Origin of the sequence: Streptomyces sp. NPDC101194 (assembly GCF_044767885.1) — a bacterium.
GTDB lineage: Bacteria > Actinomycetota > Actinomycetes > Streptomycetales > Streptomycetaceae > Streptomyces.
Map to the genome: position 1 here is coordinate 1,330,303 of NZ_JBIWOS010000001.1, position 26,756 is coordinate 1,357,058.

Annotated in this window: 23 protein-coding genes, 1 tRNA gene and 2 pseudogenes; 17 read left to right on the forward strand and 9 right to left on the reverse strand. The window is 71.4% G+C overall.

The features are described from left to right. Positions 1-17: 17 nt before the first annotated feature. The 4 genes from sufU to ACIRP2_RS05895 all read left to right on the forward strand — a co-directional run bounded on the left by sufU (position 18) and on the right by ACIRP2_RS05895 (position 2,788). Positions 18-473, forward strand: coding sequence for a Fe-S cluster assembly sulfur transfer protein SufU (sufU, locus tag ACIRP2_RS05880; protein ID WP_114243911.1), 456 nt, complete (start codon positions 18-20; stop codon positions 471-473). Then, positions 470-823, forward strand: a complete 354-nt coding sequence (locus ACIRP2_RS05885; RefSeq protein ID WP_376278524.1) for a metal-sulfur cluster assembly factor — start codon at positions 470-472, stop codon at positions 821-823. Before sufU ends, ACIRP2_RS05885 begins: the two co-directional genes overlap by 4 nt. A gap of 140 nt (positions 824-963) precedes the next feature. Beyond that, entirely contained in the window at positions 964-2,358 is a 1,395-nt protein-coding gene (locus ACIRP2_RS05890; RefSeq protein WP_404246883.1) for a hypothetical protein, read from the forward strand. Between the two features lie 64 nt (positions 2,359-2,422). Further along, positions 2,423-2,788 (forward strand): VOC family protein, encoded by a 366-nt coding sequence (locus ACIRP2_RS05895; RefSeq protein ID WP_404246885.1) that lies wholly within the window; start codon positions 2,423-2,425, stop codon positions 2,786-2,788. A gap of 80 nt (positions 2,789-2,868) precedes the next feature. Here the strand turns inward: ACIRP2_RS05895 and ACIRP2_RS05900 are convergent, their stop codons facing one another. Next, on the reverse strand, positions 2,869-3,894 hold the full coding sequence (locus ACIRP2_RS05900) for a hypothetical protein (protein ID WP_404246887.1): 1,026 nt from the start codon (positions 3,892-3,894) through the stop codon (positions 2,869-2,871). A 191-nt stretch (positions 3,895-4,085) separates the two neighbouring features. Between ACIRP2_RS05900 and ACIRP2_RS05905 the strand changes: the two genes are divergently transcribed. Together ACIRP2_RS05905 and ACIRP2_RS05910 are read left to right on the forward strand one after the other, a co-directional pair. After that, entirely contained in the window at positions 4,086-4,406 is a 321-nt protein-coding gene (locus ACIRP2_RS05905) for a DMT family transporter (protein WP_383067782.1), read from the forward strand. Then, positions 4,406-4,942: a TetR/AcrR family transcriptional regulator gene (locus ACIRP2_RS05910; protein WP_404246890.1), complete on the forward strand. Its 537-nt coding sequence runs from the start codon at positions 4,406-4,408 to the stop codon at positions 4,940-4,942. The genes ACIRP2_RS05905 and ACIRP2_RS05910 overlap by 1 nt, the downstream gene beginning before the upstream one ends. Positions 4,943-4,978: 36 nt before the next feature. Here ACIRP2_RS05910 and ACIRP2_RS05915 read toward each other — a convergent pair whose 3' ends face one another. Next, on the reverse strand, positions 4,979-5,866 hold the full coding sequence (locus tag ACIRP2_RS05915; RefSeq protein ID WP_404246892.1) for a winged helix-turn-helix transcriptional regulator: 888 nt from the start codon (positions 5,864-5,866) through the stop codon (positions 4,979-4,981). A gap of 108 nt (positions 5,867-5,974) precedes the next feature. Here ACIRP2_RS05915 and ACIRP2_RS05920 point away from each other — a divergent pair. Together ACIRP2_RS05920 and dapD are read left to right on the forward strand one after the other, a co-directional pair. Then, positions 5,975-7,228: pseudogene (locus ACIRP2_RS05920) on the forward strand (MFS transporter). Positions 7,229-7,308: 80 nt separating this feature from the next. After that, entirely contained in the window at positions 7,309-8,298 is a 990-nt protein-coding gene (gene dapD, locus ACIRP2_RS05925) for a 2,3,4,5-tetrahydropyridine-2,6-dicarboxylate N-succinyltransferase (RefSeq protein WP_404246894.1), read from the forward strand. Between the two features lie 66 nt (positions 8,299-8,364). On the opposite strand, the gene dapA is transcribed toward dapD, so the two are convergent. Further along, positions 8,365-9,249: a 4-hydroxy-tetrahydrodipicolinate synthase gene (gene dapA, locus ACIRP2_RS05930; RefSeq protein ID WP_404246896.1), complete on the reverse strand. Its 885-nt coding sequence runs from the start codon at positions 9,247-9,249 to the stop codon at positions 8,365-8,367. A 217-nt stretch (positions 9,250-9,466) separates the two neighbouring features. On the opposite strand from dapA, the gene ACIRP2_RS05935 reads away from it, so the two are divergent. Then, the gene (locus ACIRP2_RS05935) at positions 9,467-10,099 is read left to right on the forward strand and encodes a DUF4232 domain-containing protein (protein ID WP_404247195.1); all 633 of its coding nucleotides are present in this window, start codon (positions 9,467-9,469) and stop codon (positions 10,097-10,099) included. Between the two features lie 20 nt (positions 10,100-10,119). Here the strand turns inward: ACIRP2_RS05935 and ACIRP2_RS05940 are convergent, their stop codons facing one another. Next, positions 10,120-10,563: a GNAT family N-acetyltransferase gene (locus ACIRP2_RS05940; RefSeq protein WP_404246898.1), complete on the reverse strand. Its 444-nt coding sequence runs from the start codon at positions 10,561-10,563 to the stop codon at positions 10,120-10,122. A 137-nt stretch (positions 10,564-10,700) separates the two neighbouring features. Further along, complete coding sequence (locus tag ACIRP2_RS05945; protein WP_404246900.1) at positions 10,701-11,834, reverse strand: lipid II:glycine glycyltransferase FemX; 1,134 nt, start codon at positions 11,832-11,834, stop codon at positions 10,701-10,703. A 153-nt stretch (positions 11,835-11,987) separates the two neighbouring features. Between ACIRP2_RS05945 and ACIRP2_RS05950 the strand changes: the two are divergent. After that, a pseudogene (locus ACIRP2_RS05950) lies at positions 11,988-12,699 on the forward strand (antibiotic biosynthesis monooxygenase). A 12-nt stretch (positions 12,700-12,711) separates the two neighbouring features. Here ACIRP2_RS05950 and ACIRP2_RS05955 read toward each other — a convergent pair. Then, positions 12,712-14,577, reverse strand: a complete 1,866-nt coding sequence (locus ACIRP2_RS05955) for an endonuclease/exonuclease/phosphatase family protein (RefSeq protein ID WP_404246902.1) — start codon at positions 14,575-14,577, stop codon at positions 12,712-12,714. A 195-nt stretch (positions 14,578-14,772) separates the two neighbouring features. Between ACIRP2_RS05955 and ACIRP2_RS05960 the strand changes: the two genes are divergently transcribed. From ACIRP2_RS05960 to ACIRP2_RS05980, 5 genes are all read left to right on the forward strand, one after another. After that, positions 14,773-16,227 (forward strand): hypothetical protein, encoded by a 1,455-nt coding sequence (locus ACIRP2_RS05960; RefSeq protein ID WP_404246904.1) that lies wholly within the window; start codon positions 14,773-14,775, stop codon positions 16,225-16,227. 216 nt (positions 16,228-16,443) lie between these two features. Further along, positions 16,444-17,895, forward strand: coding sequence for an alkaline phosphatase PhoX (locus ACIRP2_RS05965; protein ID WP_404246906.1), 1,452 nt, complete (start codon positions 16,444-16,446; stop codon positions 17,893-17,895). An 89-nt stretch (positions 17,896-17,984) separates the two neighbouring features. After that, positions 17,985-18,054 (forward strand) — tRNA-Ile (locus ACIRP2_RS05970). Positions 18,055-18,412: 358 nt separating this feature from the next. Then, on the forward strand, positions 18,413-19,993 hold the full coding sequence (locus ACIRP2_RS05975) for a TROVE domain-containing protein (RefSeq protein ID WP_404246908.1): 1,581 nt from the start codon (positions 18,413-18,415) through the stop codon (positions 19,991-19,993). Positions 19,994-20,070: 77 nt separating this feature from the next. Beyond that, positions 20,071-20,301 carry a hypothetical protein gene (locus ACIRP2_RS05980; protein WP_037711258.1) on the forward strand — a complete coding sequence of 77 codons (231 nt, stop codon included), beginning with the start codon at positions 20,071-20,073 and terminating at the stop codon, positions 20,299-20,301. A 105-nt stretch (positions 20,302-20,406) separates the two neighbouring features. Here the strand turns inward: ACIRP2_RS05980 and ACIRP2_RS05985 are convergent, their stop codons facing one another. Together ACIRP2_RS05985 and ACIRP2_RS05990 are read right to left on the reverse strand one after the other, a co-directional pair. Beyond that, a complete protein-coding gene (locus ACIRP2_RS05985; RefSeq protein ID WP_404246910.1) occupies positions 20,407-21,618 on the reverse strand; it encodes a TerD family protein in 1,212 nt (403 codons plus the stop codon). 196 nt (positions 21,619-21,814) lie between these two features. Beyond that, positions 21,815-22,624, reverse strand: a complete 810-nt coding sequence (locus ACIRP2_RS05990; RefSeq protein ID WP_404246912.1) for an NAD-dependent epimerase/dehydratase family protein — start codon at positions 22,622-22,624, stop codon at positions 21,815-21,817. Positions 22,625-22,952: 328 nt separating this feature from the next. On the opposite strand from ACIRP2_RS05990, the gene ACIRP2_RS05995 reads away from it, so the two are divergent. Together ACIRP2_RS05995 and ACIRP2_RS06000 are read left to right on the forward strand one after the other, a co-directional pair. Further along, complete coding sequence (locus ACIRP2_RS05995) at positions 22,953-23,912, forward strand: 5-dehydro-4-deoxyglucarate dehydratase (protein WP_404246914.1); 960 nt, start codon at positions 22,953-22,955, stop codon at positions 23,910-23,912. Beyond that, positions 23,909-25,087 carry a hypothetical protein gene (locus tag ACIRP2_RS06000; protein ID WP_404246916.1) on the forward strand — a complete coding sequence of 393 codons (1,179 nt, stop codon included), beginning with the start codon at positions 23,909-23,911 and terminating at the stop codon, positions 25,085-25,087. The genes ACIRP2_RS05995 and ACIRP2_RS06000 overlap by 4 nt, the downstream gene beginning before the upstream one ends. Before the next feature lie 42 nt (positions 25,088-25,129). On the opposite strand, the gene ACIRP2_RS06005 is transcribed toward ACIRP2_RS06000, so the two are convergent. Next, positions 25,130-26,338 carry an MFS transporter gene (locus ACIRP2_RS06005; RefSeq protein WP_404247197.1) on the reverse strand — a complete coding sequence of 403 codons (1,209 nt, stop codon included), beginning with the start codon at positions 26,336-26,338 and terminating at the stop codon, positions 25,130-25,132. Positions 26,339-26,756: the final 418 nt, after the last annotated feature.

Genomic DNA, 26,756 nt, shown 5'->3' on the forward strand with positions numbered 1-26,756 from the left:
CGGCTGAGGGTTGACTGGTGAAGCTTGATTCCATGTACCAGGAAGTGATCCTGGACCACTACAAGCACCCCCACGGGCGCGGCCTGCGGGACGGCGACGCCGAGGTGCACCACGTCAACCCGACGTGCGGCGACGAGATCACTCTCCGGGTGAAGTACGACGGCGAGACCATCACCGATGTGTCGTACGAGGGTCAGGGCTGCTCCATCAGCCAGGCCAGTGCATCCGTGCTGAACGATCTGTTGGTCGGCAAGGAGCTGGGCGAGGCGCAGAAGATCCAGGAGACCTTCCTGGAGCTGATGCAGTCGAAGGGCCAGCTGGAGCCGGACGACGCGATGGAGGAGGTACTGGAGGACGCGGTCGCGTTCGCCGGTGTCTCGAAGTACCCGGCCCGGGTCAAATGCGCGCTGCTGAGCTGGATGGCGTGGAAGGACGCGACGGCGAAAGCGCTGTCCGAAGGGAAGACGGCATGAGCGAGAACACGGTGACATCCAACGAGGGTCCGACGACCAAGCCGGCCTCCGAGGAGGAGGTCCGCGAGGCCCTGTACGACGTCGTCGACCCCGAGCTGGGCATCGACGTCGTCAACCTGGGCCTCATCTACGGCATCCACATCGACGACGCCAACATCGCCACCCTCGACATGACCCTGACGTCCGCGGCGTGCCCGCTGACCGACGTCATCGAGGACCAGGCGAAGTCCGCGACCGACGGCATCGTCAACGAGCTGCGGATCAACTGGGTCTGGATGCCGCCGTGGGGCCCGGACAAGATCACGGACGACGGACGCGAGCAGCTGCGCGCGCTCGGCTTCAACGTCTGAGCCCTCGGCGTCCGCGAACGGCCCCCGGCAACCGCCGGGGGCCGTTCGTCGTTGTTCGTCCGCCGTACGCGTGATGTGTGTGCGCCGTTGGCGAGGGAACGGGAGTCTGAACGCGAACCCACGCCGACGAGAGGCACGCTGTGTCGCATCAGCTTTCGCTCCACAACCGCCGGGCGGCCATCGCCGTGAGCGGAGTTCTCGTACTGGCCGCCCTGGGGGTCGACGCCCCCGCACACGCCGCGAGTTACGGCACGCCGACGATCGGGCTCTCGGTCTCCTATCTCTCCGGCGCCGTCGGCGCGACCGGTGACCCGGTGGTGACCGTCACCGTCGCGCAGAGCGGTGCCGATGCCGCCGCGCTCGGGGTGGCGGCGTCCGCCAGCTCCAAGCCGTCCGTCGCCGGAACCGCCGATGTGACCGTGACCGGGACCGGCGCCACCCGGCAGCTCGCGGTCGCCGCGCACGGGCGTGGCTACACGGACCTCACGATCAAGGTCACCGGACTCGGCGGCAGGACCGCCACCCGGACGCTGCACTACGCCGCGTCCGCCGCCGTGCAGAACGCCGCCGACACGCGCTACCTCACCGGCTCGTCGGACGCCTCGGCCGCCGTCGACGCGGGCGACGGGTACGTGGTCGTCGCCGACGACGAGTCCAACACGCTGCGCCTGTACGACCGTTCGGTGTCCGGTGGGCCCGTGCGGAGCTGGGACGTCGGCTCGAAGCTCGGGGTGTCGAAGGAGATCGACATCGAGGCCGGGGCCCGGGTCGGGAACACCATCTACTGGACCGGATCGCTCGGCAACAACAAGGACGGTGTGTACAAGGCCGATCGCAACACCGTCTTCACCACGACGGTGACCGGCTCGGGGGCCGCCACCCGGTTGACGGTGGGCGGTTCGTACAAGAAGCTCCGTGACGACCTCGTCGCCTGGGACAAGGCGAACGGCAACCGGTACGGCTTCGCCGCGGGGACGGCGGACGGTGAAGCACCCAAGCAGATCGACGGATTCAACATCGAGGGCCTGGAGTTCGCGCCCGGGTCGACGACCACCGCGTACCTCGGTTTCCGGGCGCCGCTCGTACCGCCGAACGCGGGCGGCAAGGCGCTCGTCGTGCCCGTCACCAACTTCGACAAGGTGGCCGGCAGCGGGGCGAAGGCGGTCATCGGTACGCCGATCGAGCTGGATCTCGGCGGACTCAGCATCCGGGACATCCGTAAGAACGCGGCCGACCAGTATCTGATCGTGGCCGGTTCCTGGGCGGCCGACGACAACTCCGACCCGTACGCCCTCTACAGCTGGGACGGGGTCGCCGCGCACGCGCCGGTCAAGCGGGCCGATCTGCCGACCGCCGACCCGGGCGGCTGGGAGGCCGTCGTCGACGTTCCGGACCTGACAGTTCCGGGCGCGCGGGCGCAGCTGATCACGGATGCCGGATCGGCCGATCTGTACGGGGACGGCAAGGAGGCCAAGGATCTCGACCACGCCGAGTGGAAGAAGTCCCGGGCCACCTGGTTCACCGTCGGCAGCTGACGGACCGGCAACCCTCACGATTCGGGACGGACAACGGCCATGCCCGCCAGGCAGACTGGCGGGCATGGCCGTTTCATTCCACAGCATCGTCGTCGACACCCACGATCTTCCGTCGCTCGCCCGCTTCTGGTGCCAGGTGCTCGACTGGAGGGTGGTCTTCGAGGCCGACGACGAGATCGTCATCGGCGCCGACAGGTCGGCGCTTCCCGGGATCTGCTTCGTCCCCGTGCCGGAGCGGAAGGTGCGCAAGAACCGTCTCCACATCGACCTCGCCCCCGACGACCAGGCCGCCGAGGTCGAGCGCATCATCGGGCTCGGGGCTCGGCGGGTGGACATCGGGCAGCAGGCGGAGGTGGGTTGGGTGGTGCTTCAGGACCCGGAGGAGAACGAGTTCTGTGTGCTGAGTCCGAAGAACTCGCTCATCGACTGAGGAGCCCCGCGGTCTCTCGTCCGGATCGGGTCGGATCGGTGAGCGGGGCCCGATCCGAACGGGGGAGCCCGGTCACAGCACTAAGTGCCGTACGGGGACGGCGGTACGGCCGCGGCCTCGGCGAGGACCGGGCCCAGGTTCTCCGTGCGCATGCGCCGGTCGACGTAGAGAAGTCCGGTCACCAACTGCGGAAACGTCGCCGAGAGGAGCTGGCCGATGAGCTGCCCCAGCAGGACGATCACCAGGTAGCCGCTCATGGCCAAGACGATCGACGCGGGGTTCGGGTCCTCGTCCAGGGTCGAGCCGCCGACGGCGCCGGAGAACATGCCGAGGAACGAGAACGGGATCTGGATGACGTAGTTCGCCACGGCCGCCATCACGAAGGCCAGCAGACTGATCCCGAAGACCCGCCACCAGTCGCCGCGCACCAACTGCGAGGAACGGCGCAGCGCCGCCACCGGGCTCTGCCGCTCGAAGACCGCGGCCGGGGCGGCCAGGCTGAACTTCACCCAGAGCCAGGCCGCCAGGGGAGCGGTGGCCAGGGCGCCGAGAAGGCCGAGCGCGGCCCACAACGCGGCGCCGGACCCGTGGGCCAGGGTGATCGCACCGATCATGAGGGCACAGAAACCGACCATCATGAGCACCATCGGGATCATCGCGATCAGGGAGGACAGAATCACTGTGCCGATCACCGCCGGCACGCGTGCCCAGGCCCGTCGCCAGATGACGGAGAAGGTGGTGGGCCTGCCCAGCACCGCCTCCTGCAGGATCGTGGGAACGGCCGCGTACATCACGGCCGTACAGAGCATGAGGGCGACCATGGCGACCAGCCAGATGGCGCCGAAGGCGATCAGTACCGGCGCGAGGTCGTCCGACGAGGGGTCCTGATCGGCGCTGAGCGCGATGATCCGCCGCAGATGGTCATGGGTCGCGGAATACGCGATCGCCGCCGCCGCCCCCACGACGACCAGCGCCACGCCGTACACGGTCACGCCGACGCCGAGGAGTTGCTTCCAGTAGCGCCCGATCGTGCTGAAGGCGCCGCCGAGTATGTCCCCGAGCCTCAGGGGCACCAGCGGTATCACCCCGGGCTTCGGCGGTGGCATCCAGCCACCCCATCCCGGTGGCCCTCCGTACGGCGCTCCTCCGTACGGCGCACCGCCGCCCCACCCTGCATCCTGCGTCACTGCAGCTCCGTTGTGTCGTCGTCCTGTGTGCCGGTCGGGACACCGTAGCGTCCCGAGTGGCGTGAATCCGTCGTACCGGAGTGCGAGCGGCGATGCGTACACTCGTACACATGGGATATGGACTGCTTGCCGCGGCGATCGCGGCGGAGGTGGCCGGCACGACGGCCATGAAGTACAGCGAGGGCTTCACCCGGCTCTGGCCCTCGCTGATCACCGTCGCGGGCTATCTCATAGCCTTCACCCTGCTCGCCCAGACGTTGAAGACGCTGTCCATGGGCACCGCCTATGCCATCTGGGCCGGGATCGGCACCGCCGCCGTCGCCGCCATCGGCATCCTCTTCATGGGGGAGTCCGGCAACCCGGTCAAGCTGGCGGGCATAGTGCTGGTCATCGCCGGAGTGGTGGTGCTGAATCTGGGAGGGGCCCACTGATGACACGTCGTTACGATCCCGAGCGGCGCGCACGCATCATCGACGCCGCGATCCGGGTCGTCGGCGCCAAGGGCATCGCGGGGCTCAGCCACCGCTCCGTCGCGGCCGAGGCGGACGTGCCGCTCGGCTCGACGACGTATCACTTCGCCTCGCTGGACGAGCTGTTGATCGCCGCGCTCCGTCGGTCGAACGAGAATTTCGCCGAGGTCATGCGGGAGAGCGAGGCCCTGGCCGACCCGGCGGCCGACCTCGCCGAGGAGCTGGCCCGGCTGCTGGGGGAGTACTTCTCCGGCGGGCGCGGGCGGGCCGAGCTGGAGTACGAGCTGTACCTCGCCGCGCTCCGCAGGCCCGCGCTGCGGCCCGTCGCCGCCGAGTGGACCGACGGCACGGCCGAGTTGCTGTCCCGGCGGACCGATCCGGCCACGGCGCGGGCGCTGATCGCGCTCATGGACGGTATCTGCCTGCAGGTACTGCTCACCGGCGGCGACTACGACGAGGCGTACGCCCGGGAGATGATGAGCCGGGTCGTCGGCTGACCGCTCCGGTCCCGGCCGCCCGGCCGCTCGTGACCCTCACTCGACGGACGGGCCCGCATCCCGGACCGCGGCCAGGGCCGCCCGGACGCTCGCCTCGATGTCCGTGACCGGGTACAGCGCCTCGCGGATCGTCCGGTCCCGGTCCACCACCAGTGTCAGCCGCTTCAATCTGCTCGTTCCCGCCGCGCGGAAGGTCGGCAGCCGCAGGGCCGCCGCCAGGTCCAGCTCCGCGTCGGACAGCAGCGGGAAACGCAGCCGTTCCGCCTCGGCGAACGCCCGCTGCTCGTCCGGTCGTTGGGTCGAGACCCCGTGCACGGTCGCTCCCGCGGCCGTGAACTCGGCCAACTGGTCGCGGTACGTGCAGGATTCGAGGGTGCAGCCGCTCGCGCCGGGGATCTCGCCCCAGCCCGGCGGGTAGGCGTCCCGGCGGGCATAGGCGCCGGGGAAGCAGTACAGGACGGTGTGCGGGGTGTCGGCGACCGGGTCGCGCGACGCGCCGTCATGGTCCAGCAGACGCAGCTCGGGCAGGCGGGTGCCCACCAGGGCGTGCACCCGGGCCGCCTCCTTCGACGCCTCCGCCGCCGTCGCCATCGTTTCCCCTTCCCCCAACACCCAGGTGTCGCCCCAGTCCTGGAGCGCGATCAGTACGGGCAGCAGCGCGCGTCCGCGCCGGGTGAGCCGGTACTCGTACCGGGGCGGCCGGTCCTGGTACGGCTCCCGCGACAGCACTCCCGCGTCGACCAGCAGCCGAAGCCGCTCGGTCAGCACCTTGCGGGAGACGCCCAGCTCTTCCTGGAGCGCGTCGAAGCGGTGCACCCCGCGCGCCGTGTCCCGCACGATCAGCAGGGTCCACCAGTCGCCGACGACATCGAGTGCCTGGGCGATGGCGCAGTCGGCGTCGGCCAGGCTGGTGCGCTGGGGCATGGGTCCTCCTTCGGGCTCCCGCGGCCGTATCCCACCGGATTGACCCGCAGGAAAGCATGATGCCATAGTCCGTTCCCAAGAGAGACTCACTCGGGGAGGGTGTCGCGGATGGGGTTCTTCGGGATGGTGCGGGACGTACCGCGCACAGTACGGCTGCTGGCCCTCGGCTCCTTCCTCAACGGGGTCGTCAGCTTCACCTTCGTCTATCTCTTCGTCTATCTGACCGGCCCGCGCGGACTGACCGTCCCCCAGGCCGGCGTGATCGCGGGCATCGGCGGCATCGGCCTGGTCGCGGGGAACTTCACCGGCGGCTGGTTCGGCGATCACCACGGTCACCGCCGGATGCTCCTGATCGGTGCGCTGGTCGGCGGTGCGGCGCTCGCCACCCTCCCGGTCCTGCCCGTCGCGGCCATGTACGGGGTGTTGCCGCTCGCGCAGTACGCGGCGGGCGTCGTGCGCGCCGCCAACGCCGCCCTCGTGGCCGTCTGGGTCCCCGAGGGCGGCCGGCGTCAGAGCTTCGCCCTCGTGCGGGCCGGGGGCAACGCGGCCTTCGCCGTCGGCCCGCCGCTCGGCGCGCTGGTCGCCGCCCGCTTCTCGTACGACTGGCTGTTCGTCGCCGACGGTCTCGGGACGCTGCTCTTCGCGGGATACGCGGCGATGGTGCTGCCGGCGCACGGCGCCGCGCACAGCCGGCCGGTCCGCGAGCCCGGCGCACCCGGGCTCGGGCGGGAGCTGCGGGCCAGGCCCGCGGTGCTGGTCCTGCTCGCCGCGATCCTCTGCGTCGACCTGGTCTACCGCCAGCAGTACTCGACCCTGCCCGTCTTCCTGTCCGAGCACGGCCACGGCGCCCAGTTCTACGGCTGGCTGCTCGCGATCAACGGCGGCCTCATCCTCCTGCTGGAGCTTCCCGCGGCGCACGCGCTGCGCCGCCGGGAGCCGCTGGGCATCGTGGGCACCGGGCTGTTGCTCGTGGGACTGGGCTACGCGGTGCTCGTCCCGGGGGCCGGGGCACTGTTCGCCGTCACCATGATGGCGGCCCTGACCGCGGGCGAGATCCTGTACAAGACCACCGCGACGGCGTACGTCGCCGACCGGGCTCCCGATCATGCGCAGGGCCGCTTCCAGAGCCTGTAGGCGGGTGCCTCCATCAGCGGCCAGGTGCTGGCGCCACTGCTCGGCGGCGCCCTCTACGCCGCCGCGCCCGGCCTGCTCTGGCCGGCCTGTGCCGTCCTGGCCGGCGGCGCGGGGGCGGCGGTGCTGGTGGCCCGGCGGCTGCGGGTGCCGGGACCGGGGCCGGTGCGTCCACCGGCGCGCGAGGAGGCCCGCGCACCGGCGCTCGAACGGCAGGCGCGGTCCGGCTGACCGGGTGGTCAGGGGGTCCGGGCGACCACCCGCCGAGACCGGTTGGCTCCGACGGCGCCCCGCCGGTTAGGTTTCCTGTCATGACCGACACGACTCCTGCTCGCACCACCGGCGCCGTCGCCGCCGGCCTCGCCACCATCGCCGGCGACGGTTCCGTTCTCGACACCTGGTTCCCCGCCCCCGAGCTCACCGCCGCCCCGGGCCCGGCCGGAACCGAACGGCTCACCCCCGACCGGGCCGTCGACCTCCTGGGCACGGGTGCCGCCAAGGCCATCGGGGTGGACGCCCGCCGCGGTGTCGAGATCGTCGCCGTCCGTACGGTCATCGCCTCGCTCGACGACAAGCCGCTCGACGCCCACGACGCGTACCTGCGTCTGCACCTCCTCTCGCACCGCCTCGTGCGACCGCACGGCCAGAACCTGGACGGCCTCTTCGGCCTCCTCGCCAACGTCGCCTGGACCTCGCTCGGCCCGGTCGCCGTGGACGACGTGGAGAAGGTCCGGCTGAACGCCCGCGCCGAGGGCCTGCACCTGCAGGTCACCTCGGTCGACAAGTTCCCCCGGATGACGGACTACGTCGCGCCCAAGGGTGTGCGGATCGCCGACGCCGACCGGGTCAGGCTCGGCGCGCACCTCGCCTCCGGCACCACCGTCATGCACGAGGGCTTCGTCAACTTCAACGCGGGCACCCTCGGCACGTCGATGGTCGAGGGCCGGATCTCCGCGGGTGTCGTCGTCGGCAACGGCTCCGACATCGGTGGTGGCGCCTCCACCATGGGCACCCTCTCCGGCGGTGGCAAGGAACGCATCGTCATCGGCGAGCGCTGCCTGATCGGCGCCGAGGCCGGTGTCGGGATCGCGCTCGGCGACGAGTGCGTCGTCGAGGCCGGGCTCTACATCACGGCCGGCAGCCGGATCACGCTGCCGGACGGACAGATCGTCAAGGCCCGTGAGCTCTCCGGCGCCTCGAACATCCTCTTCCGTCGCAACTCGGTCACCGGAGCCGTGGAGGCGCGGCCGAACAACGCGGTCTGGGACGGCCTCAACGACGTCCTGCACAGCCACAACTAGGTTCATTCGTTCGGGCCGGGCCGGAACGGCCAGCAGGGCTCGCGAGCCCGGCCCGGACGAGGGGCCTCAGCGGGTGGCGACGAGAAGTTCCTCGTACACCCTCCGCAGCCCGTCGGTCGCCTCGCGCCCGGCGGGCTGCAGTGGTTCCCGGACCGGTCCGGCGTCGAGCAGTGCCTTCGCCGTGACCGTGCCGGGCAGCCCGGACGCCATCATCAGCTCGGCGAGCGGGACCGTCAGCGCGTTGAGCCGGGCGGCCTCGGCGGTGTCCCCGGCGTCGAAGGCGTCCAGGACCGCCCTCAGCTGCCGGGGCGCCACATTGGCGACCGTGCTGACATAGCCCGCCGCGCCCACCGCGTACAACGGCAGATTCAGCTCCTCGCAGCCCGAGTAGTACGCCAGCGAGGTCGCGCCGATCACCTTCGTGGAGCCGAGCAGGTCGTACGCGCAGTCCTTCACGGCCACGACGCGCGGGTGCTCCGCGAGCCGCAGCAGGGTCTCCGGCTCGATGCGGGTACCGGTGCGGCCGGGGATGTCGTACAGCATCAGCGGCAGGCCGGTGGCGTCGGCGACGCGCCGGAAGTGCGCCTCGACTGCGGCCTGCGGCGGCCTGCTGTAGTAGGGCGTCACCACCAACAGGCCGTCGGCACCCGCCTGTTCGGCCTGCTGGGCAAGAGCCACGGTGTGCCGGGTGTCCGGCCCGCCGACCCCGGCGACGATCGGCACGCCGTCGCCGACCGCCGCCCTGACCGCGCGCAGCAGTGCGATCTTCTCGGCGTCGGTCGTGGTCGGGGACTCGCCCGTGGTGCCGCTGAGCACCAGACCGTCGCAGCCGTCGGCGACCAGTGAGGCGGCATGCTTCCCGGCCGCGTCCGGGTCCAGTGTGCCGGAGGCGGTGAACGGCGTGATCATCGCGCAGAGCGCGCGGCCGAAAGGTGCTGAAGATGCTGTCATACCCGAAGTGTCAGCCGACCGGACCGTGAAGGTCCACTTAGTTCTGCTTGGGATGAAAGGCAAGAATCACTCAACAGTCGCGAGGAAGAGGGCGTGCGCTCTGGCATGATCGAACGTCTATGCGTAAGGCCGACGTGGGGGCGGGAGCATGAGCGTGCGGGATCGGACAGGGGCGGGGACCGGGCCCGGAGCGGGGAGACGCGGAGCGGTGGTGGCCGTGCTCATGACCGGAGCGCTGGGCCTGTCGCTCTCGGGCTGCGCCGGGTTCCTCGTGCCGGCGGGCGAGGGCGAGCCGGAACCGACACCGAGTGCCCCGTACGGGGTGCACGCCGACAAGCTGCCGACCCCGTTCCCGACCGTCTCGGCCCCCCTCCCCGACCGGCCGCCGCCTTCGGCGCAGGGGCCCGGCCCCACACCCTCCGCCGGCCGGCCCGGCTGCCCGTCCTCCGGGGTGGTCGTCGACATGGGCGAGGTGCAGGCCGCGCTGGGCCATCGGGCCGTCGGTCTCACCCTCACCAACTGCGGCAGCGAGCCGTACCGCGTCAAGGGTTATCCGTCCGTCCGGGCCCTGGACGACGCCGGCGACCCCCTGCCGGTCCCGGTGAATCCGGGCTCCTCCTACATGGGGAGCGACGCGGGCCCGGAGGAGGTCGTGCTGGAGCCGGGAGGGACGATGCGGTCGCTTCTCGCCTGGGTCTCCACCCCGACCGGCGGTGACCTCGTCGAGGGCGACGCGCTGGAGATCGCACCGGCTCCCGGCCTGGAGGCGCGTACCTTCCCGTTGAAGGGGAGCGATGTACGGCTGCTCGACGAGCTGAACATGACCGCCTGGCGGACCGAACCGGCGTGACAGCGCCGCGACGAGCCGGATCAGAGGGCGAGCTTGAAGCCCTCGTGGCTGCGGGCGAAACCCAGCGACTCGTAGAACCGGTGCGCGTCGGTGCGCCGCTTGCTGCTGGTCAGCTGCATCAGTCCGCACCCCCGCAGCCGGGCCCGGTCGGCGGCCTGCTTCATCAGCTCCCGGCCCAGCCCGCCGCCCCGTCGGTCGGCCCTGATGCGCACCGCCTCGATCAGGGCCCGCTCCTCGCCGTGCCTGCCGAGCCCCGGTATGTACGTCGCCTGCAGGCAGCCCACCACGGTGTCCCCCTCCACCAGGACGAGCATCTCGTTGCGGGGGTCGCTCTCGATGGCGGCGAAGGCCCTCTCGTACATCTCGTCGACCACGACCGAGGCCGGGTCGACGACCCGCTCCTCGTCCGCGAGCAGGGCGAGGACGGCAGGCAGGTCGGCACGGGTGGCGGTGCGAAGGAGCATGCCCGGGAGTCTGGCACGGACGCCCGAGCGCTCGGTGTCCGGGCACGGGCGCGGCCGCGTGACCGATCACGGGATGCCGACCGGGGCCGATGCGTGGCGCACCCCGGCGCCGGGCCCGTTGCCCGGCGCCGCCGTGGTCAGCGACGTGCCATGTAGAGCGCGAAGGCCTGGTGCAGCACCTTGTTGATCGGATAGTCCCACTCGCCGACGTATTCGGCGGCCCGGCCGCCGGTGCCGACCTTGAAGCGGAGCAGGCCCAGGAGATGGTTGCCCTCGTCCAGGGTGTCGGTGATGCCGCGCAGGTCGTACACGGCCGCGCCCCGCTGGTGCGCGTCGCTCATCATGCGCCACTGGATGGCGTTGTTGGGCTGGACCTCGCGCTTGCGGCCGGTCGAGGCGCCGTAGGAGTACCAGACGTGGTTCCCGACGGTCAGCATCGTCGCCGCGGCGAGCGTCTCGCCGTCGTGGTGGGCGAGGTAGAGCCGCATCCGGTCCGGGTCCTCGGCCCGCAGCGCGGTCCACATGCGCTCGAAGTAGTCGAGCGGGCGGGGGATGAAGCGGTCGCGCCCCGCCGTCTCGCGGTACAGCTCGTAGAAGGCGGGAAGGTCCTCGTAGCCGCCCTCGACGACCTTGACGCCCGCCTTCTCCGCCTTCTTGATGTTGCGTCGCCACTGCTGGTTCAGATTGTTCCGGATCTGCTCCAGCGGCAGCCCGGCGAACGGCACCTGGAACACGTACCGGGGCTGCCCGGCACCGAAACCGCCCCCGCCGTCCTCCGCGCCCTGCCGCCAGCCCAGGGCGCGCAACTGTTCCACGACCTCTGCCGCCTGCGGCTCGTTCGCATCCGCGGCCACGTCGCGCAGTCGCCCGGCGGACGGTTCGGCGATGGCGTCCTTGACGGTCTCGGCGTCCCAGCGCCGGGCGACCACCGGCGGGCCCATGCGTACCGAGAAGGCCCCCTGTGCCTTCAGATGCGCCAGCATCGGCTCCAGCCACCGCCGCAGGGCGGTGTCGTGCCAGTCGATGACGGGGCCCTCCGGCAGATAGGCCAGGGTGCGTTTCGTCCGGGGGATCGGCCGGTGGAGAACGAGCCCGGCGCCCACGATCCGTTCCCGGCCGGTGGAGTCCCGGTCGAACCAGCCGATGCTCTCCGCGCGCCAGTCGGGCTTCACATCGCCCCACGACGGAACCTGCATATGGCTCACGGCGGGCCGGCTCGCGACGAACGCCAGATGTTCCTCGCGGGTGATCGCCCTGACATGCAGATCCATGAGGTGCTCCGTTCGTGGTTCTGTCGAGTCGATGTTCTTTCGAGGGACCTGACGGCGTCGACACGGGAGTGGTGTTGACCTCAAGCGCACTTGACGTACCAGTGTGGTCGGCAGTGGCGCACCGCAGGGGTGCACCGGTCAGGAGGGCTCGTCATGAGCGTCCGGTTCCAGTCCCGTCCCGATCTTGCCCGCAACGACGTCGGACTGGTCAAGGCAAGCACCTGGGACGTCGGCACGCCCGAGCGGCAGCGGCGGACGATCGAGGCCGTCCGCAAGGCGTGGGACAGCCGGGAGTGGCCGCACGCGGGGCTGCTCTCGTACACCGTCCATGCGGGTGAGGACGGGAAGACGTTGTTCCACTACAGCCAGTGGAGTGGGGAGCAGGCCTATCAGGACTTCTTCCGGCACGGCCGGGACGAGCGCAACGCGGACATCGACGCCGCCGTGCCGGGCATCCGGAGGCTCGGTCTGCGCACCCTCGAGCCGTACCGCTCCATGCTGCCGGGGGCGGGGGACGCGCGGGAGCCGGGGTGCGTCGTGATCGTCGACGTCGAGTTCGACGGTGCGGACAAGGCGCGGCAGCGGGACTGGGTGGACACCGTGTTCGAGGCCCTGGGAACCGATCCGGCGCCTCCCCCCGGAGGCATCTCCGGGCACCCATGTGAGCGTCGACGGAACGCGCGTGCTCAATTACGCCGAATGGGAGAGCGCGCAGGCCCATGTCGACGCGCTGGCCGCGCCCGGTGACGGGGTCGGATCGAGGACGTCGCAGTGGGAGCGGGTGCGGTCCTACCCGGGTGTGACCGGCGGCGGCGTGCACCGCTACGCGCCCGCGCTCAGCATGAGGCCGGGGGCGGGCGCGTAGGGGCGCGACGGGCTACGGGCGGAAGCGGAGCACCTGCGGGTCGTGATCGCTGTTCTGCGCGGCGAACTCGGCGTTGATGTGCACGCTGTCGTACTCGAAGTCGTCGATCGACGGGCTGGTCAGGATCTGGTCGAGCACCTGGGTGTTGCCCTGATAGACGTACGAGTACCGCTCGGCGCGCGGCAGGGACTTCACCGCCGGGTGGAGCACGCCACCGGCCGTGAGCGCCTCGGTCGTGCCGGAGAACTCGAAGTCGTTGATGTCACCGAGGACCAGCACGTCCGCGTTCTTCTGCACCCCCAGCAGCTTCTTGACGAAGGTGTTGACCGCCGCACCCTGTGCGTGCCGCTGGACCTCCGACGAGCGGGTCGGCGGCTGGTGCTGCGACACGATGGACTCGTCGCCGCCCTTGGACGCGAAATGGTTGGCGACGACGAAGACCGTGCGGCCCCGGAAGGCGAACTCGCCGACGAGGGGCTTGCGACTGTTCGTCCACGCCGCGTTCGCCGGGTCGATCCGGCCGGGGGAGTGGGTCAGCGCCGCCCGGCCCTGCTGCCGTACGACATCGGTCGCGGTCGTCGCGTCGCCGCCCGCGCGGTCGGTGAACGACACCCGTGCGGGGTTGAAGAGGAACACCTGGCGGATGTTGCCGCCGGGCTCGCCGCCGTCCTTCTTGTCCTCCGGGTCGATGGAACGCCACTGGTACGCCGGGCCGCCCGCGGCCACGATCGCGTCGGTGAACATCTTGACCGTCCGGTCGGCGGAGACCGTGCCGTCGTCCTTCGCGCCGTTGTCGTCCTGGATCTCCTCCAGCGCGACGATGTCGGGCGAGGCGAGGTTGTCGACCACCGCGGCGGCCAGCGCGTCGAACTTCTGCTGCGGATCGGTGGGGTCGAGGTTCTCGACGTTGTACGTCGCCACCGCGAGCTCGCCGCTGCGCTGCTTGCGGGTCGTCTCCCGCCGCAGGCCCTTGCCGGAGACCGTGCCCAGGGTGCGGGCGGCCAGCGTGTAGCCGCCGTACTGGTTGAAGTCGAGCGGGCCCTCGGTCGTGCCGGAGAGCACGTCACCGACGTCGGCGGTCGGGAAGGGCTGCTGGGCGAGCGGCACGAGCGACTGGATCTGGAGCCGGCCGGTGTTCTGCGCGGTGTACGAGCCGTAGACCGTACCGCCGCGGCGGCTCGCGTTCTCGTGCGGCTTCACCGTCACCCAGAGCTCGGCGTGCGGGTCGGTGGCGCCGACCACCCGCGAGGTGCCGATGCGGACGTTCATGCCCTCCAGGGACTCGTAGTGGTCCAGGGCGTAGCGGGACGGTTCGAGGGGGAGCGCGTTGATGGAGCCGCCCGCCGCGGGGTCGCCCGCCGGGGCGTACCGGGACGGGACGGAGCGCTCCGAGATCGTCACCGGCGCGGGCAGGGCGTTGCCGGAGGACAGCACCGCGACGGTGGGCCTGCTGATCTGGGTGAGCGACTGATTGCCGGAGGCGGCCCCGCCCGGGACGTACTCGGTGACCGTGCCGGAGACCGTCACCGCGTCACCGACCGCGACGGTCGGCGCGGAGCTGGTGAAGACGAAGATGCCCTCGCTGGTGGCGGGGTCGGCGTCGGGCTCCGGGTCCTGGAACCAGAAGCCCTTCGAACCGTAGGTCCGCACACCGGTGACGATGCCCGTGACCCCGCTGACCTGCCGGCCGTCGAGCGGGGATATCCGGGTGGTGCCCTGGATGTCGTGGATCCGGACCCGGTCGTCGGCGGACGAGGAGGGGGAGGGGGCCGGGGAGGCGGAAGCGGAGGTGGTGGCTGCGCCGGTCAGCAGGCCTGCGGCGAGTGCGGCGGCGACTACGGCGGACACGGCGGTCGTTCTGGACGATGCGGCGGGCATCACGGACTCCGGGGGAATCGAGGGTGGGGTGGAGGTCTACGCGCGTCAATCTCTTGTGTGCGCAAGGGGGTTGTCAAGGTCCTCACGGTGGACTGCGGCCGTCCGTTGCATGAACCGGGCGGCATGGGGCGAAATGCGTCTACGCTTGGGCCGCCCGACCCCGTACGCCCCGTACGTCCCGAGGAGAACCACCTGATGTCCGCAGAGCGCTCCACCCTGCCGCCCGTACGGCTGCACTCCGAGGCCGAGCTGGCACGGGACGCGCTCGCCGCGCCGCTGCTCGCCCGTGCCGTCCGGCTCGCCCGCTGGGCGGGTCCCGGGACCCGGGTCGGTGCCGGTGGCGAGCTCGTCGACGCACAACTGCCCGCGGCGGCCGAACACCTCGGCCTCACGGCGGACGAGGACGGCGCGGCGGAGGCGAGCGAGGCGTGGCGGCTCGCGGTCGACGCGGGGCTCGTGGACGTCGAGGATCCGCAGGAGCAGGCGGGGGAGGCCGCGGAGGGGACTGCCGCCGCCGGTGAGAACCTGGCGCTGATCACCGGCGGTTCACCGCAGGACGTCCTCTCGATCTGGCTCGACGGACTGGAGGCCGTGTTCGCCGACGCCACCGCTCCCGTCTTCGAGGACTTCGCCGATCTCATCGGCGAGGACGGCTCGGTCGACTTCGAATCCCTGGACTGGGACCCGGAGGTGGAGGCGGAGTTCCTCGACGGGGTCCTCGCCAATCTGTATCTGCTCACCGTCGGCGACGGCGGCGAAGACACGGATCTCGTACCGCTGCCCGCACTCGCCGCGTCCGTGATCGTGCCCGACGACATGAGCGAGCCCACCGACGACATTCTTGAGCAGGTGTCGGAGGCGATGATGCGCCTCGACGACCAGTTCCGGGTCCTCGAACCCATCGGGATCGTCGAGTACCGCCCGGTGGACGAGGCGTTGCTGGTCGAGGAGGGCGAGGACACCGCACCGCCGTCCGACGAGGAGGACATCACCCGGTACGGAATGGTGAAACTGACCCCTCTCGGCCTCTACGGCATCCGGGCCCGGATGCTGGAGGCCGGAGTGGACGCCCCCATGGTCGGCGACCTCGCGGAGAAGGGCGCCGACGCACTTCTTGGCGGCATCGCCCACTACCCCGAGACGGCGGCCCGCGACGAGTTCGGGCTGTGGCTCGCCCGTCGCGGTGCGGACGACGCCGCGGCCGAACTCCTGGCGGCGGCCCGCGGAACGGACGGGCAGGCGCCGCTGCGCCGGCTCCACTGCCAGCAGGCGCTCGCGCTGGTCGGAGCGGAGGCGGAGCCCGCGGTGCGCGCGGTGCTGGACGACCCCGAGCTGGGCGGGCTGGCACGGGTCTGGCTCGCGGAGCTGGGCGCGGCGGACGTTCCCGCGCCGCCCGAGCCGATGATCTTCTGGCTCGCCATCGACACGATCGCGGCCCAGTTGGCGGCCGAGGGCGATCTGGATGAGCTCCAGGGCCTGGTGGAGGGGCTCGCGGGCCAGCACGGCGGCTTCTTCGACGAGGCGTGGCGGGTGGAGCACCCGGCGACGGCGGACGTCCTCGAAGCGATGGGGCGGCTGCACAGCGACAAGAAGAAGGCCAAGGAGGCCCGCAAGGCGGCGTTCAAGGCACGGTCGCGGACGGGGGCCTGAGGCCGGACGGGCGCGCGGACCGCGAGCGCGGGCGGCGCGCGGCGGTCCGTGGCGGGCAGTGTGGAGCGGGCGCGGCCGGTCGCATCCGGCCGACCGCATTCGGCCAACTGCACAGGAAGGATGCCCCTCTACGTCTCCCGTGGTTCAACTGGTGTTGGCGCAGGGGCGCGACTGTGGGCGCGCCAACAACCCGCCCAGTCGCTCCAGGAGTACGTGATGCCCTTCACGCGCAGGGAATTCACCAGACAGTCCGCTCTCACCGGTGCCGGCATCGCCCTGACCGGCACTGTCGCCGCGCTGGCCACGGCGCCCGGTGCCCTGGCCGCAGAGGACTCGAAGCACGGACACGACCACGGTCACGGTCACCACGACGAGCCCGGATACGGGCCGCTGGTCACCGACCCCGAGGGCCTTCTCTCGCTGCCGGCCGGATTCTCGTACAAGGTCATCACCCACAGTGGTGTCACCAAGCTGGAGACCGGGGAGTACACCCCCTCCAACCACGACGGGACGGCCACCTTCGAGGGCCCGCGCGGCGTCACGCTGCTCGTCAACAACCACGAGCTGAGCGGCACCCGCGCCGGCTGGGAGCACCCGGTGCCGCTCGCCGAGGGCCTCGTGTACGACCCGGTCGCGGCGGGCGGCTGCACCGTCGTGGAGACCCGCCGCGACGGCCGTACCGCCGAGTGGGTCGGCATCGCCGGTACGTCCACCAACTGCGCCGGTGGTGCCTCCCCGTGGGGCACCTGGCTCACCTGCGAGGAGACCGAGGACAAGGCGGGCAAGAACGGCCTGCTCAAGGACCACGGCTACGTCTTCGAGGTCGACCCGTACGACAGGCGCGCCAACCGCGACCCGCGCCCGATCAAGGCGCTCGGCCGGTACGCCCACGAGGCCGTCGTCATCGACCCCAAGCAGGGGCACGCCTATCTGACCGAGGACGCCGCGGGCCCCAACGGGCTGCTGTACCGCTGGGTCCCGCCGCACGGCTTCCGTCACGGCCGCGGCAAGCTGCGCACGCTCGCCGACGACGCGGGTGTCCTCCAGGCCGCCAAGTGCTTCGACAGCGGCGGCACGTTCGTCGACGACCTGTCCCGCGCCACGAAGATCGGCACCGTGTACGGCGTGGACTGGACCGATGTGCCCGACCGTGACGCGAAGACCGTCTCGGTGCGCAAGCAGTTCACGGACGGCCAGGTCACCCGGGCCCGTAAGCTCGAAGGCATGTGGTGGGGCGACGGCGGCGCCTACATCGTCTCCTCGTTCGCCCGCGCCGAGAGCCCCGTCCAGCACGACGGCCAGGTCTGGTTCTACGACCCGAAGCGCCGCACGCTGACGCTGAAGGTGCTCCTGGGTGTGAACGCCGACCCGTCGAAGGACGGTGCTTTCGACGGCCCGGACAACATCACCGTCTCGCCGTACGGCGGTCTGGTCATCGCCGAGGACGGCAACGGCATCCAGCACCTCTTCGGGGCGACCGAGAGCGGTCGCACGTACCCGATCGCGCGCAACGAGCTGAACATCGGCAGCGAAGAGGAGCCGGAGTACAGCGAGTTCACCGGTGTCACCTTCTCGCCCGATGGCAAGACGCTGTACGCGAACATCCAGACGCCGGGCATCATGCTCGCCATCACCGGTCCGTGGAAGCGCCAGCCGAACCGCCACTGACGGCCGGTGGCGTCGGAAGTCCCGGGTGGGCATTGCGCGCTTAATTCCCTCGCGCGCGCCGGAGTCCCCCTCTAGAGTCCTGTCTGTGCCCAGGTGCGCAGGCAGGACCTACTTCCACTGATAATGGGGATGTCGCGGGTTCGAGTCCCGCCACCGGAACTCGTTCCGGTGTAGCTCAGTCGGCAGAGCACCTTCGTCGGTTCCGCCGACCCTGATCTCTGGGCACATCGACAATTTCATCAGCAAGAAATGCACGCACCTCCCGGTGCGCAGGCAGCGGTTACTTCTTGAAACGAAAACGCCGTCGCCGACTCTGATCTCGGGAGGCACAGACGCCGGGAGTGCCCGGTGCGCAGGTGACGGCTACTTCTCGGATCCGATGGTTGCGGGTTCAAGTCCCGCCCGGCCACGGTCGGTAGCTCAAGGCGGTAGAGCATCGGGCAAGCCCGTCACCGACTCCTGATCTCGGGCACTCTCTCCCTTTGTGCCTTCTCCCAATGAATTCGGGGGAATTCACATGGCACGCTTCAACACCCGCGCCGCACGCCCTCGCGTCACCTCGCCCGTGAAGTCGTCCGGGCAGACGGCGCCGACCCATCAGGGCGGCCGAGGACATCTCCGCGACAATCGCTCCGAACTCTTTCTGCTCGCGGTCGCCAATTTCGTTTCGCAGCAGACCTTCTACGAGGACGGCGAGCAGCGCGACGACCGGTTCGCCCAGTTGGTGCGGGTACTCGCCGTCGGCGACCCCGAGTGGACCGCCGGCCTGCTCCACTGGCTGCGCCGCGACGGTCTGATGCGTACCGCCTCGATCGTCGGCGCCGCCGAGTACGTGAAGGCGCGGCTCGACGCGGGCGCCGAGGACGGTCCGTCCAACCGGCAGGTCGTCGACTCCGTCCTGCTGCGCGCCGACGAACCCGGGGAACTCCTCGGCTACTGGACCTCGCGCTACGGCCGTGCCGTGCCCAAGCCCGTCAAGCGCGGCATCGCCGATGCCGTACGCCGTCTCTACCACGGCAAGTCGTTGCTGAAGTACGACACCGCGTCCAAGGGCTACCGCTTCGGCGACATCCTGAACATCGTGCACGCCTCGCCGGACCCCGAGAAGTCGTGGCAGGGCGAGCTGTTCCGGTACGCCCTCGACCGTCGCCACCACCCGGAGGCGGCCGTGGTGCCGGCCTCCGACCGCACCCTCACCGCCCACCGCGCGCTGATGGAACTGCCGGTCGAGGAGCGCCGGGCCGTCGTCACCGGCGAGGACGGCGCGGACCGGCTGGCTGCCGCGGGCATGACCTGGGAGGCGCTGGCCGGGTGGTTGCAGGGGCCCATGGACGCCGCGGCCTGGGAAGCGGTCATTCCGTCGATGGGCGCGATGGCGCTCCTGCGTAATCTGCGCAACTTCGACGAGGCGGGCGTCTCGGACGAGGTCGCCGCGCGGGTGGCAGCGAAGATCTGCGACCCGGACGTGGTCGCCGCGTCGCGACAGTTCCCGTTCCGCTATCTCGCCGCCTATCGGCACGCGCCCTCACTGCGTTGGGCCCACCCGCTGGAGAAGGCGCTCGGCCACTCCGTGCGCAATGTGCCCGCGCTGCCGGGGCGGACGCTGATCCTGGTCGACCGCTCGGGCTCGATGTGGTCGCCGCTCTCGGACCGTTCGGAGCTCAACCGGGCCGACGCCGCCGCGATCTTCGGTACGGCACTGGCGCTGCGGGCGTCCGATGCCGATCTGGTGCAGTTCGGAACGAGCAGCGCACCGGTGACATACCGGCGTGGCGAGTCCGTGCTCAAGGTGCTGGAGCGTTTCGGTGACCTCGGCGGCACCAACACCGCGGAGGCGGTGCGTCTGCACTACCGGGGCCACGACCGCGTACTGATCGTCACGGACGAGCAGGCGGCGTTCTCGCGCGCCGCGGACGCCACCGCGGCCGTACCGTCCACCGTGCCCGTGTACACCTGGAACCTCGCCGGATACCGGGTGGGGCACGCTCCGTCGGGGGGTGCGAACCGTCATACCTTCGGGGGGCTTTCGGACGCGGCGTTCCGTATGGTGCCGCTGCTGGAGGCCGGTCGGGACGCGGACTGGCCCTGGAACGGCTGATGTCGGATCCGGCGCCGGTACGCCCCAGGAGGTGACGGGCATGGCGTCGGGCCTTTCCAGGGCGCATACTCAAGGTAATGAAACAGTCAGCCGGATCCCGGCGCCACCTGCCCTCCAGTCCCTTCAACCGCCCGGCCCAGGCGGCCCCACCGGTCGAATTGTTCGATGTGGGCGACAGGGTGTCGCACGATCAGTTCGGACTCGGCCGCGTCCTTGCCGTCGAGGGCGACAACGACGCGGTGCTCATCGACTTCTCGGGGCGACAGGGGAGGATCCTGAGCCCGTACTCCAAGCTGACCAAGCTCTGAGCGAGCCGGCGAGCGCGGCTTCCGCGTCCCGCCGGACTCCGAGGTCCTCAGGGGCACCTGGCATCCGCAGGTGCCCCTGAAGCCGCGTCGCGGGCCTTCGCGGCATCAGAGCGCCTGGGCTGCGGGCTTCACCATGCCGCGGACGGTGCGCGACTTCACGAAGTCACCCATGGCCGTCATCTCCCACTCGCCGGAGAACTGCTTGATCAGCTTGGCCATCATCACGCCGGTCTGCGGCTCCGCGCCGGTCAGGTCGAAGCGGACCAGCTCCTCGTCGGTGGTGGCGTCGACCAGTCGGCAGTAGGCCTTGGCGACCTCGGTGAACTTCTGGCCGGTGAAGGAGTTGACCGTGAAGACCAGACCGGTCGCCTCCGCCGGGATCCGGCCCAGGTCGACGACGATCACCTCGTCGTCACCCGCGCCCTCACCCGTGAGGTTGTCGCCGGAGTGCTTGATCGCGCCGTTCAGGATGGAGAGCTTGCCGAAGTAGCAGCTGTCCAGGTGGTTCCGGTCGGGGCCGTAGGCGATGACCGAGGCGTCCAGGTCGATGTCCTTGCCCCGGAACGCGGGCTCCCACCCGAGGCCCATCCTGACCTGGGAGAGCAGCGGTCGGCCGGCCTTGACCAGTGAGACCGTCTGGTTCTTCTGGAGGCTGACCCGGCCCTTGTCGAGGTTGATCTTGCCGGAGGCGGCGGGCGCGGGCGGGGCGGCGGGAGCCGGAGGGGCGGCGGGGGCCGGAGGCGCGGCGATCCGCGGGTCCACGGGCGGTGCGGCGGGCATCGGCGGTGCGGCGGGCACGGGTGCGGCGGCGGGCTCCTCCTCGACCGAGACGCCGAAGTCCGTGGCGATGCCGGCCAGACCGTTCGCGTAGCCCTGGCCGACCGCGCGGGCCTTCCAGGCGCCGTTGCGGAGGTAGACCTCGATGACCACGAGAGCCGTCTCGGTGCCGAGCCGCGGCGGGGTGAACGTGGCGATCACACTGCCGTCGTCGGCATTGCGCACCGTCGCGGTGGGCTCGATTCCCTGGAAGGTCTGGCCCGCCGCGTCCGGGCTCGCCGTGACCACGATCTTCTCGATGCCGGGCGGGACCGCGGTGGTGTCCACCAGGATCGCGTCCGGCGCGGTCCCGCCGCCGGAGCGGTAGGTCACCCCGGGGCCGGCGGGCTGGTTGTAGAAGATGAAGTCGTCGTCGGAACGCACCTTGCCGTCGACGGTGAGCAGCAGGCCCGAGACGTCGAGCCGCACCGGGGCGGAGACGTCCACTGCCACGCGGGCGGCGGAGAGAGGGATGTTCGAGCCGGGGGTCATTGCGGTCATGCACGGGGTAACGAACGACCGGGCTTTGCCGTTCCCTTACCTTCACCCGCCTTGGCGCACTCTTGACACGACCACCCGGACCGCCCCGGCCGCCCCGAGCGGTGCGCCGTGCGGCCGGCCCCGCCGGTGCGTAGGACGCCCCGGGCGGTCGCTGCCGCCGGTGTCGTGGCCGGGGGAGGGCGCTCCGGCCACGGCATCAGTGCGGCCAGATGGGCGGGTTGGTGCAGAAGTGGCCGCCGAGGTGGGCGTGGTCGGGGTTGTCCGGGTCCAGCTCCCCCTGCTCGGCGACGAGTGCGGCCGCGTACGGCTCCGAGTCGTCCTTCGGCTCGTACCCGAGCGAACGGGCCGTCGTCAGGTCCCACCACAGCCGGGTGTTGTCCGAGGAGCCGTGGACGACGGTGTGCCGCACGTTCTCGGCGGTGAGCGCGGCGTGGAAGAGCCGGGCGCCGTCCTCGGGGCTCATCCAGACCGAGAGCATCCGTACGGACGTCGGTTGCGGGAAGCAGGAGCCGATGCGTACGGAGACGGTCTCCATGCCGTGCCGGTCCCAGTACAGCTGGGCGAGGTCCTCGCCGAAGGACTTGGACAGACCGTAGAAGGTGTCGGGGCGGCGCGGCGTCTCGACGGGGATGAGCGGATCGCCGGGCAGTGGACGGGGCGTGTAGCCGACGACGTGGTTCGAGGAGGCGAACACGATGCGCCCGACGCCCTCTTCGCGCGCGGCCTCGTAGAGGTTGTACGTCCCCTCGATGTTCGCCTTGAGGATCTTGTCGAACGAGGCTTCCAGGGAGATGCCCGCGAGGTGGACGATCGCGTCGACGCCCCGCACGGCCTCGCGCAGCGCCGCTCTGTCGCCGAGGTCGGCCGTGATCGCGTCCGGTTCGCCCTCGACGGGGACGAGGTCGAGGAGGCGGAGCTCGTAGCCGTACGCGGGCAGCAGTCCGCGCATCAGGGTGCCGAGGCCGCCGGCGGCGCCGGTGAGCAGGACGGTGCGGGGAGCGGGCATACGCGGATCTCCTCGGTGCATAGGCCCACGCACGCGGCCCGCGCGCGTGGACGACCCCGGCGGTACCTGCGGCACGGCGGCACGGGGCATCAAATCCATGGACGACATTCATATGCATGGACAAGCTAAAAAGCCACCGCTTTCCACGTCAAGTGGCGGGGCCTTCTTGGTGGCGCTGCTTGCGGAGTCGACGGCTCCGGGTCTGCGACCGGGCGGGCCGCGCGCTCTCGTCTTGACCTGCGCCGGGAGGCTGCCTTAGCGTGAGGGCGTTCATGAATATGTACGCCGATCAGAATTGTGCACGTCTGGACCCGCTCAGGGAGCGCCCGTGACCTCAGCCCCCCTTGCCGCCCGACTCAGCCGCGTCGCCGGGCCGCTCTTCTTCCCCGTCACCGCGTACGGACCGGACGGCTCCGTCGACCTCGACGTCTTCCGGGCGCATGTGCGCACCGGTGTCGAAGCCGGTGCGGCGGCCGTCTTCGCCTGCTGCGGCACCGGGGAGTTCCATGCGCTGACGCCGGAGGAGTTCCGTCTCGTCGTCGCCGCGGCCGTCGAGGAGACCGCCGGAGAGGTGCCCGTCGTCGCGGGGGCCGGATACGGCACGGCGCTCGCGATCCGGTACGCGCGGCTGGCGGAGGAGGCGGGCGCGGACGGGCTCCTCGCCATGCCCCCGTACCTCGTCGTCGCCGACCAGGCGGGGCTGCTGAGCCACTACGCGGCACTGGCCGCGGCCACCGGTCTGGAGACCATCGTCTACCAGCGCGACAACGCCGTCTTCACCCCGGAGACCGTCGTCGCCCTGGCCGAGACGCCCGGCGTCATCGGCCTCAAGGACGGCCACGGCGACCTCGATCTGATGCAGCGCATCGTCAGCGCCGTCCGCACCGGGCTGCCCGGCCGCGACTTCCTGTACTTCAACGGGCTGCCCACCGCCGAACTCACCGGGCTCGCCTACCGGGGCATCGGCGTGACGCTCTACTCCTCCGCCGTCTTCGCCTTCGCGCCCGACATCGCGCTGGCCTTCTACCGGGCGCTGGACTCCGGCGACGACGACCTGGCGGGTGCGCTCCTGGACCACTTCTACCGGCCGCTCGTCGAACTGCGCGCCAAGGGCCGCGGCTACGCAGTCTCACTCGTCAAGGCCGCGGTCCGGCTGGGCGGTCTGGACGTGGGCGAGGTCCGGACCCCGCTCACCGAGCCGCCCGCCGCCCACGTCGAGGAACTCGCCGGGATCATCGCGCGCGGCCGAGCCCTGCTGGAGAAGTACGGACAGGAGCGGCGCGGATGAGGACCTCCGCCTTCCTCTACCCCTGGGACGTCGTCGGCGACCCGGACGCGGCCGCCCGCGTCGCGGACCTGGGTGTCCAGCAGGTGACGCTGGCCGCCGCCTACCACTCCACGCGGGCGCTCACCCCGCGCCACCCCGGCCGTCGCATCGTCACCGCCGAGCATGCCGCGGTGCTCTACCCGCCGGATGCCGCACGGTGGGCCGGGCGCGCACTGCGTCCGTACGAGCAGTCCTGGGTGGCCTCGGACGATCCGTACGGCGAGGCCGCGCAGGCCCTCGTCGACGCCGGTCTTCAGGTGCACACCTGGGTGGTCCTCGCGCACAACTCCCGGATGGGCGCCGAGCATCCGGAGACCTCCGTGGTCAACGCGTACGGCGACCGCTGTCCCTGGGCGCCCTGCATCGCGCAGCCCGCGGTCCGCGCCCATCTGGTGGACCTGGCGGCGGAGGCGGCGGTGCGCGGCGGTGCGTACGGCACCGAGCTGGAGTCCTGCGGCTGGTACGGCTTCGCGCATCTGCACGCCCACGACAAGATCGCGGGCGTCGGTCTGGGGGACGCGGCGCAGTATCTGATGTCGCTCTGCTTCTGCCCCGACTGCCGGACCGGCTACGCCGGACACGGCCTGGAAGCCGCCGAGTTGGCCGCCACGATACGCCGGGCACTGGAGCCGGCCTGGTCCGGCTCGGGCTCTTCGGAGGCCGGGTGGACCGGCGTCGAGAAGCTCCTCGGCGCCGACCTCGCCGCCACCACCCTCCAGTGGCGCAGCCGGGTCGCCCGTACGCTCCAGGAGTCCGCGGTCGCCGCCGTGCGGGCGGCGGCGGGGCCGGACTTCCAGGTGCTGCTGCACGCCGACCCCGCGCCGTACCGCTCCGGTGCGAACGTCGGAGTCGACCCGGAGCACATCCTGTCGGTGGCGGACGGTGTGGTGCTGCCCTGTACCGGCGACGACGCGGCGCGCGAGACGGTGCTCGGCCCGTTCGCCGGGCGCGAGGGCGTGCTCGCGGCCAACTTCACCGTGGTCTCCGGGATGGGGGGCAGCCCCGCCACGCTGGAGCGGGACGCGGCGCACGCGGCCTCGCTCGGCGCGAACCAACTGCGCCTCTACCACGCCGGGCTCGCCTCCGACCCGGACCTTCGGGCCGTCGCCGGAGCGCTGTCACGCCTCGGTCGATGAGGGGACCGGGCCGGTCGGGCGTCCGTCGGTCGTCGCGGGTCCTCAAGCCCGTTCGAGCAGGGAAGACCTCGTTCGCCGGCCCGTGACCAGCAGGACCGCGGTCAGCAGCGCCGCCGCGCCGACCACCGGCAGCAGCACCCGGACGTCCACCAGCGCGATCAGCCCCGCGCCGAGCGCCAGCGCCACCGCGTTCGGCACCATCATCAGCGTGTTGGCGGTCGCGGTGGTGCTGCCCAGCGCGGCGTCCGGGGTCTCCCGCTGCACCGCCGTCATCGCGGCGATCAGCACACACGGCAGCCCGAACCCGATGGCCGCGCTCGCCACCAGCGCCACCGCGTCGTACGGCAGAGCCCGCGACGCCAGCGCCACCGCGAACAGCGCGACCCCGGCCGCCGTGAACACCCGCTCGGGCAGCCGCCGCAGCAGCGGCCCGGCCAGCAGCCCGACGGCGACCGACCCGACTCCCTGCACCGCGTACAACACCCCCGCGTACGTGGGGGAGTGCCCGAGACCGTCGTCGACCACGGCATAGATCGCGGCCCCGTTGAGCCCCGCGCAGAGCATCGTCACCGCACCCGTCAGCACCAGGGGCCGCAGTACCGGCGACGTCCACACCAACCGTATGCCGGCGGCGAGTTCGCCCCGTCGGGCGGCCGGAGCGGTCCCGGCGGGCTCCCGCACCGGCAGCATCGCGCAGACCCCGGCCGCCAGCGCGAACGACACCGCGTCGAGCAGCGCCACGGTGCCGCCCCCGAAGCGGGCGTACAGTCCGGCGCCGGCCAGCGGCGCCAGCAGCTTCATGCCCTCGCTCGCCGTCATCCGCAGCCCGTTGAAATCACCCAGCAGCCGGCTGTCGACGGCCCCGGCGATCAGTGCCGACTCGGCCGCGCCCATCAGTACGAAACTCGCTCCGTACAGGACGAGCACGGTGAACAGGATCCAGATCCGCCCTGCCGAATCGACGAGGACCAGCGAGGCCAGCAGCCCGGCCATGACGAGGTTGGACCACACGAGGAGCGGCTTTCTGGGGAGCCGGTCGGCGATCGTCCCGAGCGCGGGCCCGAGGAGCACCGGCAGCCACATGGCGAAGACGGCGAGCGCCGCCAGACTGTCCGACCCGGTGAGCGACTTGACCCAGACCCCGGCCGCCAGCCACATCGCCGACGTCCCGAAACCGGAGACGACGACCGCCACCAGAAACAGCCCCGCCGTACGGTCCCGCAGCACCCGTACCGTCGCCGACCCCGACATCGCACCCATCACAGCCCTCCCGACCCGCGCTTTCGTCACGGCATCAGGCTGGCGACTAAGGACGCCCTGCGGCATCGGGCGGATGTCCTACCCCGGCCCGCCCCGGCCGGCCGTCCTCCCGTCGGCCCTACGGCGCATGCCGGACGACGGCGAAGTTCACCGCGTCTCGCGCTCGCCGACCCGAATCGCGGCTGAACCGCCTCATTCCCGCGTCCGCCGAACCACCCGTCCCGTACGCCTCGTACGCGTGCCGACCACCCTGATCCCCCGTCGTGCGCGCGCCGCCCCCCGGGCATCGCCGCCCACGGGGCCGGGGGTGGGGCCGACGAGGGGGTGGGGCCGACGAGGGGGTGGGGCCGACGAGGGGGTGGGGCGGGCGCGGGGGCGGGGGGCCGGGCCGCCGGCGGGCCCGGCCGAG

Excerpts from the sequence above, each read along its gene's own strand:
- ACIRP2_RS05975 (WP_404246908.1), top strand. The coding sequence starts at position 18,413 with ATGGCACGCTTCAACACCCGCGCCGCACGCCCTCGCGTCACCTCGCCC.
- ACIRP2_RS06005 (WP_404247197.1), bottom strand. The coding sequence starts at position 26,338 with ATGTCGGGGTCGGCGACGGTACGGGTGCTGCGGGACCGTACGGCGGGG.
- ACIRP2_RS05915 (WP_404246892.1), bottom strand. The coding sequence starts at position 5,866 with ATGCCCCAGCGCACCAGCCTGGCCGACGCCGACTGCGCCATCGCCCAG.
- ACIRP2_RS05895 (WP_404246885.1), top strand. The coding sequence starts at position 2,423 with ATGGCCGTTTCATTCCACAGCATCGTCGTCGACACCCACGATCTTCCG.
- ACIRP2_RS05885 (WP_376278524.1), top strand. The coding sequence starts at position 470 with ATGAGCGAGAACACGGTGACATCCAACGAGGGTCCGACGACCAAGCCG.
- ACIRP2_RS05990 (WP_404246912.1), bottom strand. The coding sequence starts at position 22,624 with ATGCCCGCTCCCCGCACCGTCCTGCTCACCGGCGCCGCCGGCGGCCTC.
- dapA (WP_404246896.1), bottom strand. The coding sequence starts at position 9,249 with ATGACAGCATCTTCAGCACCTTTCGGCCGCGCGCTCTGCGCGATGATC.
- ACIRP2_RS05940 (WP_404246898.1), bottom strand. The coding sequence starts at position 10,563 with ATGCTCCTTCGCACCGCCACCCGTGCCGACCTGCCTGCCGTCCTCGCC.
- ACIRP2_RS05955 (WP_404246902.1), bottom strand. The coding sequence starts at position 14,577 with ATGCCCGCCGCATCGTCCAGAACGACCGCCGTGTCCGCCGTAGTCGCC.
- dapD (WP_404246894.1), top strand. The coding sequence starts at position 7,309 with ATGACCGACACGACTCCTGCTCGCACCACCGGCGCCGTCGCCGCCGGC.
- ACIRP2_RS05985 (WP_404246910.1), bottom strand. The coding sequence starts at position 21,618 with ATGACCGCAATGACCCCCGGCTCGAACATCCCTCTCTCCGCCGCCCGC.
- ACIRP2_RS05960 (WP_404246904.1), top strand. The coding sequence starts at position 14,773 with ATGTCCGCAGAGCGCTCCACCCTGCCGCCCGTACGGCTGCACTCCGAG.
- ACIRP2_RS05905 (WP_383067782.1), top strand. The coding sequence starts at position 4,086 with ATGGGATATGGACTGCTTGCCGCGGCGATCGCGGCGGAGGTGGCCGGC.
- ACIRP2_RS05945 (WP_404246900.1), bottom strand. The coding sequence starts at position 11,834 with ATGGATCTGCATGTCAGGGCGATCACCCGCGAGGAACATCTGGCGTTC.
- ACIRP2_RS05965 (WP_404246906.1), top strand. The coding sequence starts at position 16,444 with ATGCCCTTCACGCGCAGGGAATTCACCAGACAGTCCGCTCTCACCGGT.
- ACIRP2_RS05900 (WP_404246887.1), bottom strand. The coding sequence starts at position 3,894 with ATGCCACCGCCGAAGCCCGGGGTGATACCGCTGGTGCCCCTGAGGCTC.
- ACIRP2_RS06000 (WP_404246916.1), top strand. The coding sequence starts at position 23,909 with ATGAGGACCTCCGCCTTCCTCTACCCCTGGGACGTCGTCGGCGACCCG.
- ACIRP2_RS05910 (WP_404246890.1), top strand. The coding sequence starts at position 4,406 with ATGACACGTCGTTACGATCCCGAGCGGCGCGCACGCATCATCGACGCC.
- ACIRP2_RS05980 (WP_037711258.1), top strand. The coding sequence starts at position 20,071 with ATGAAACAGTCAGCCGGATCCCGGCGCCACCTGCCCTCCAGTCCCTTC.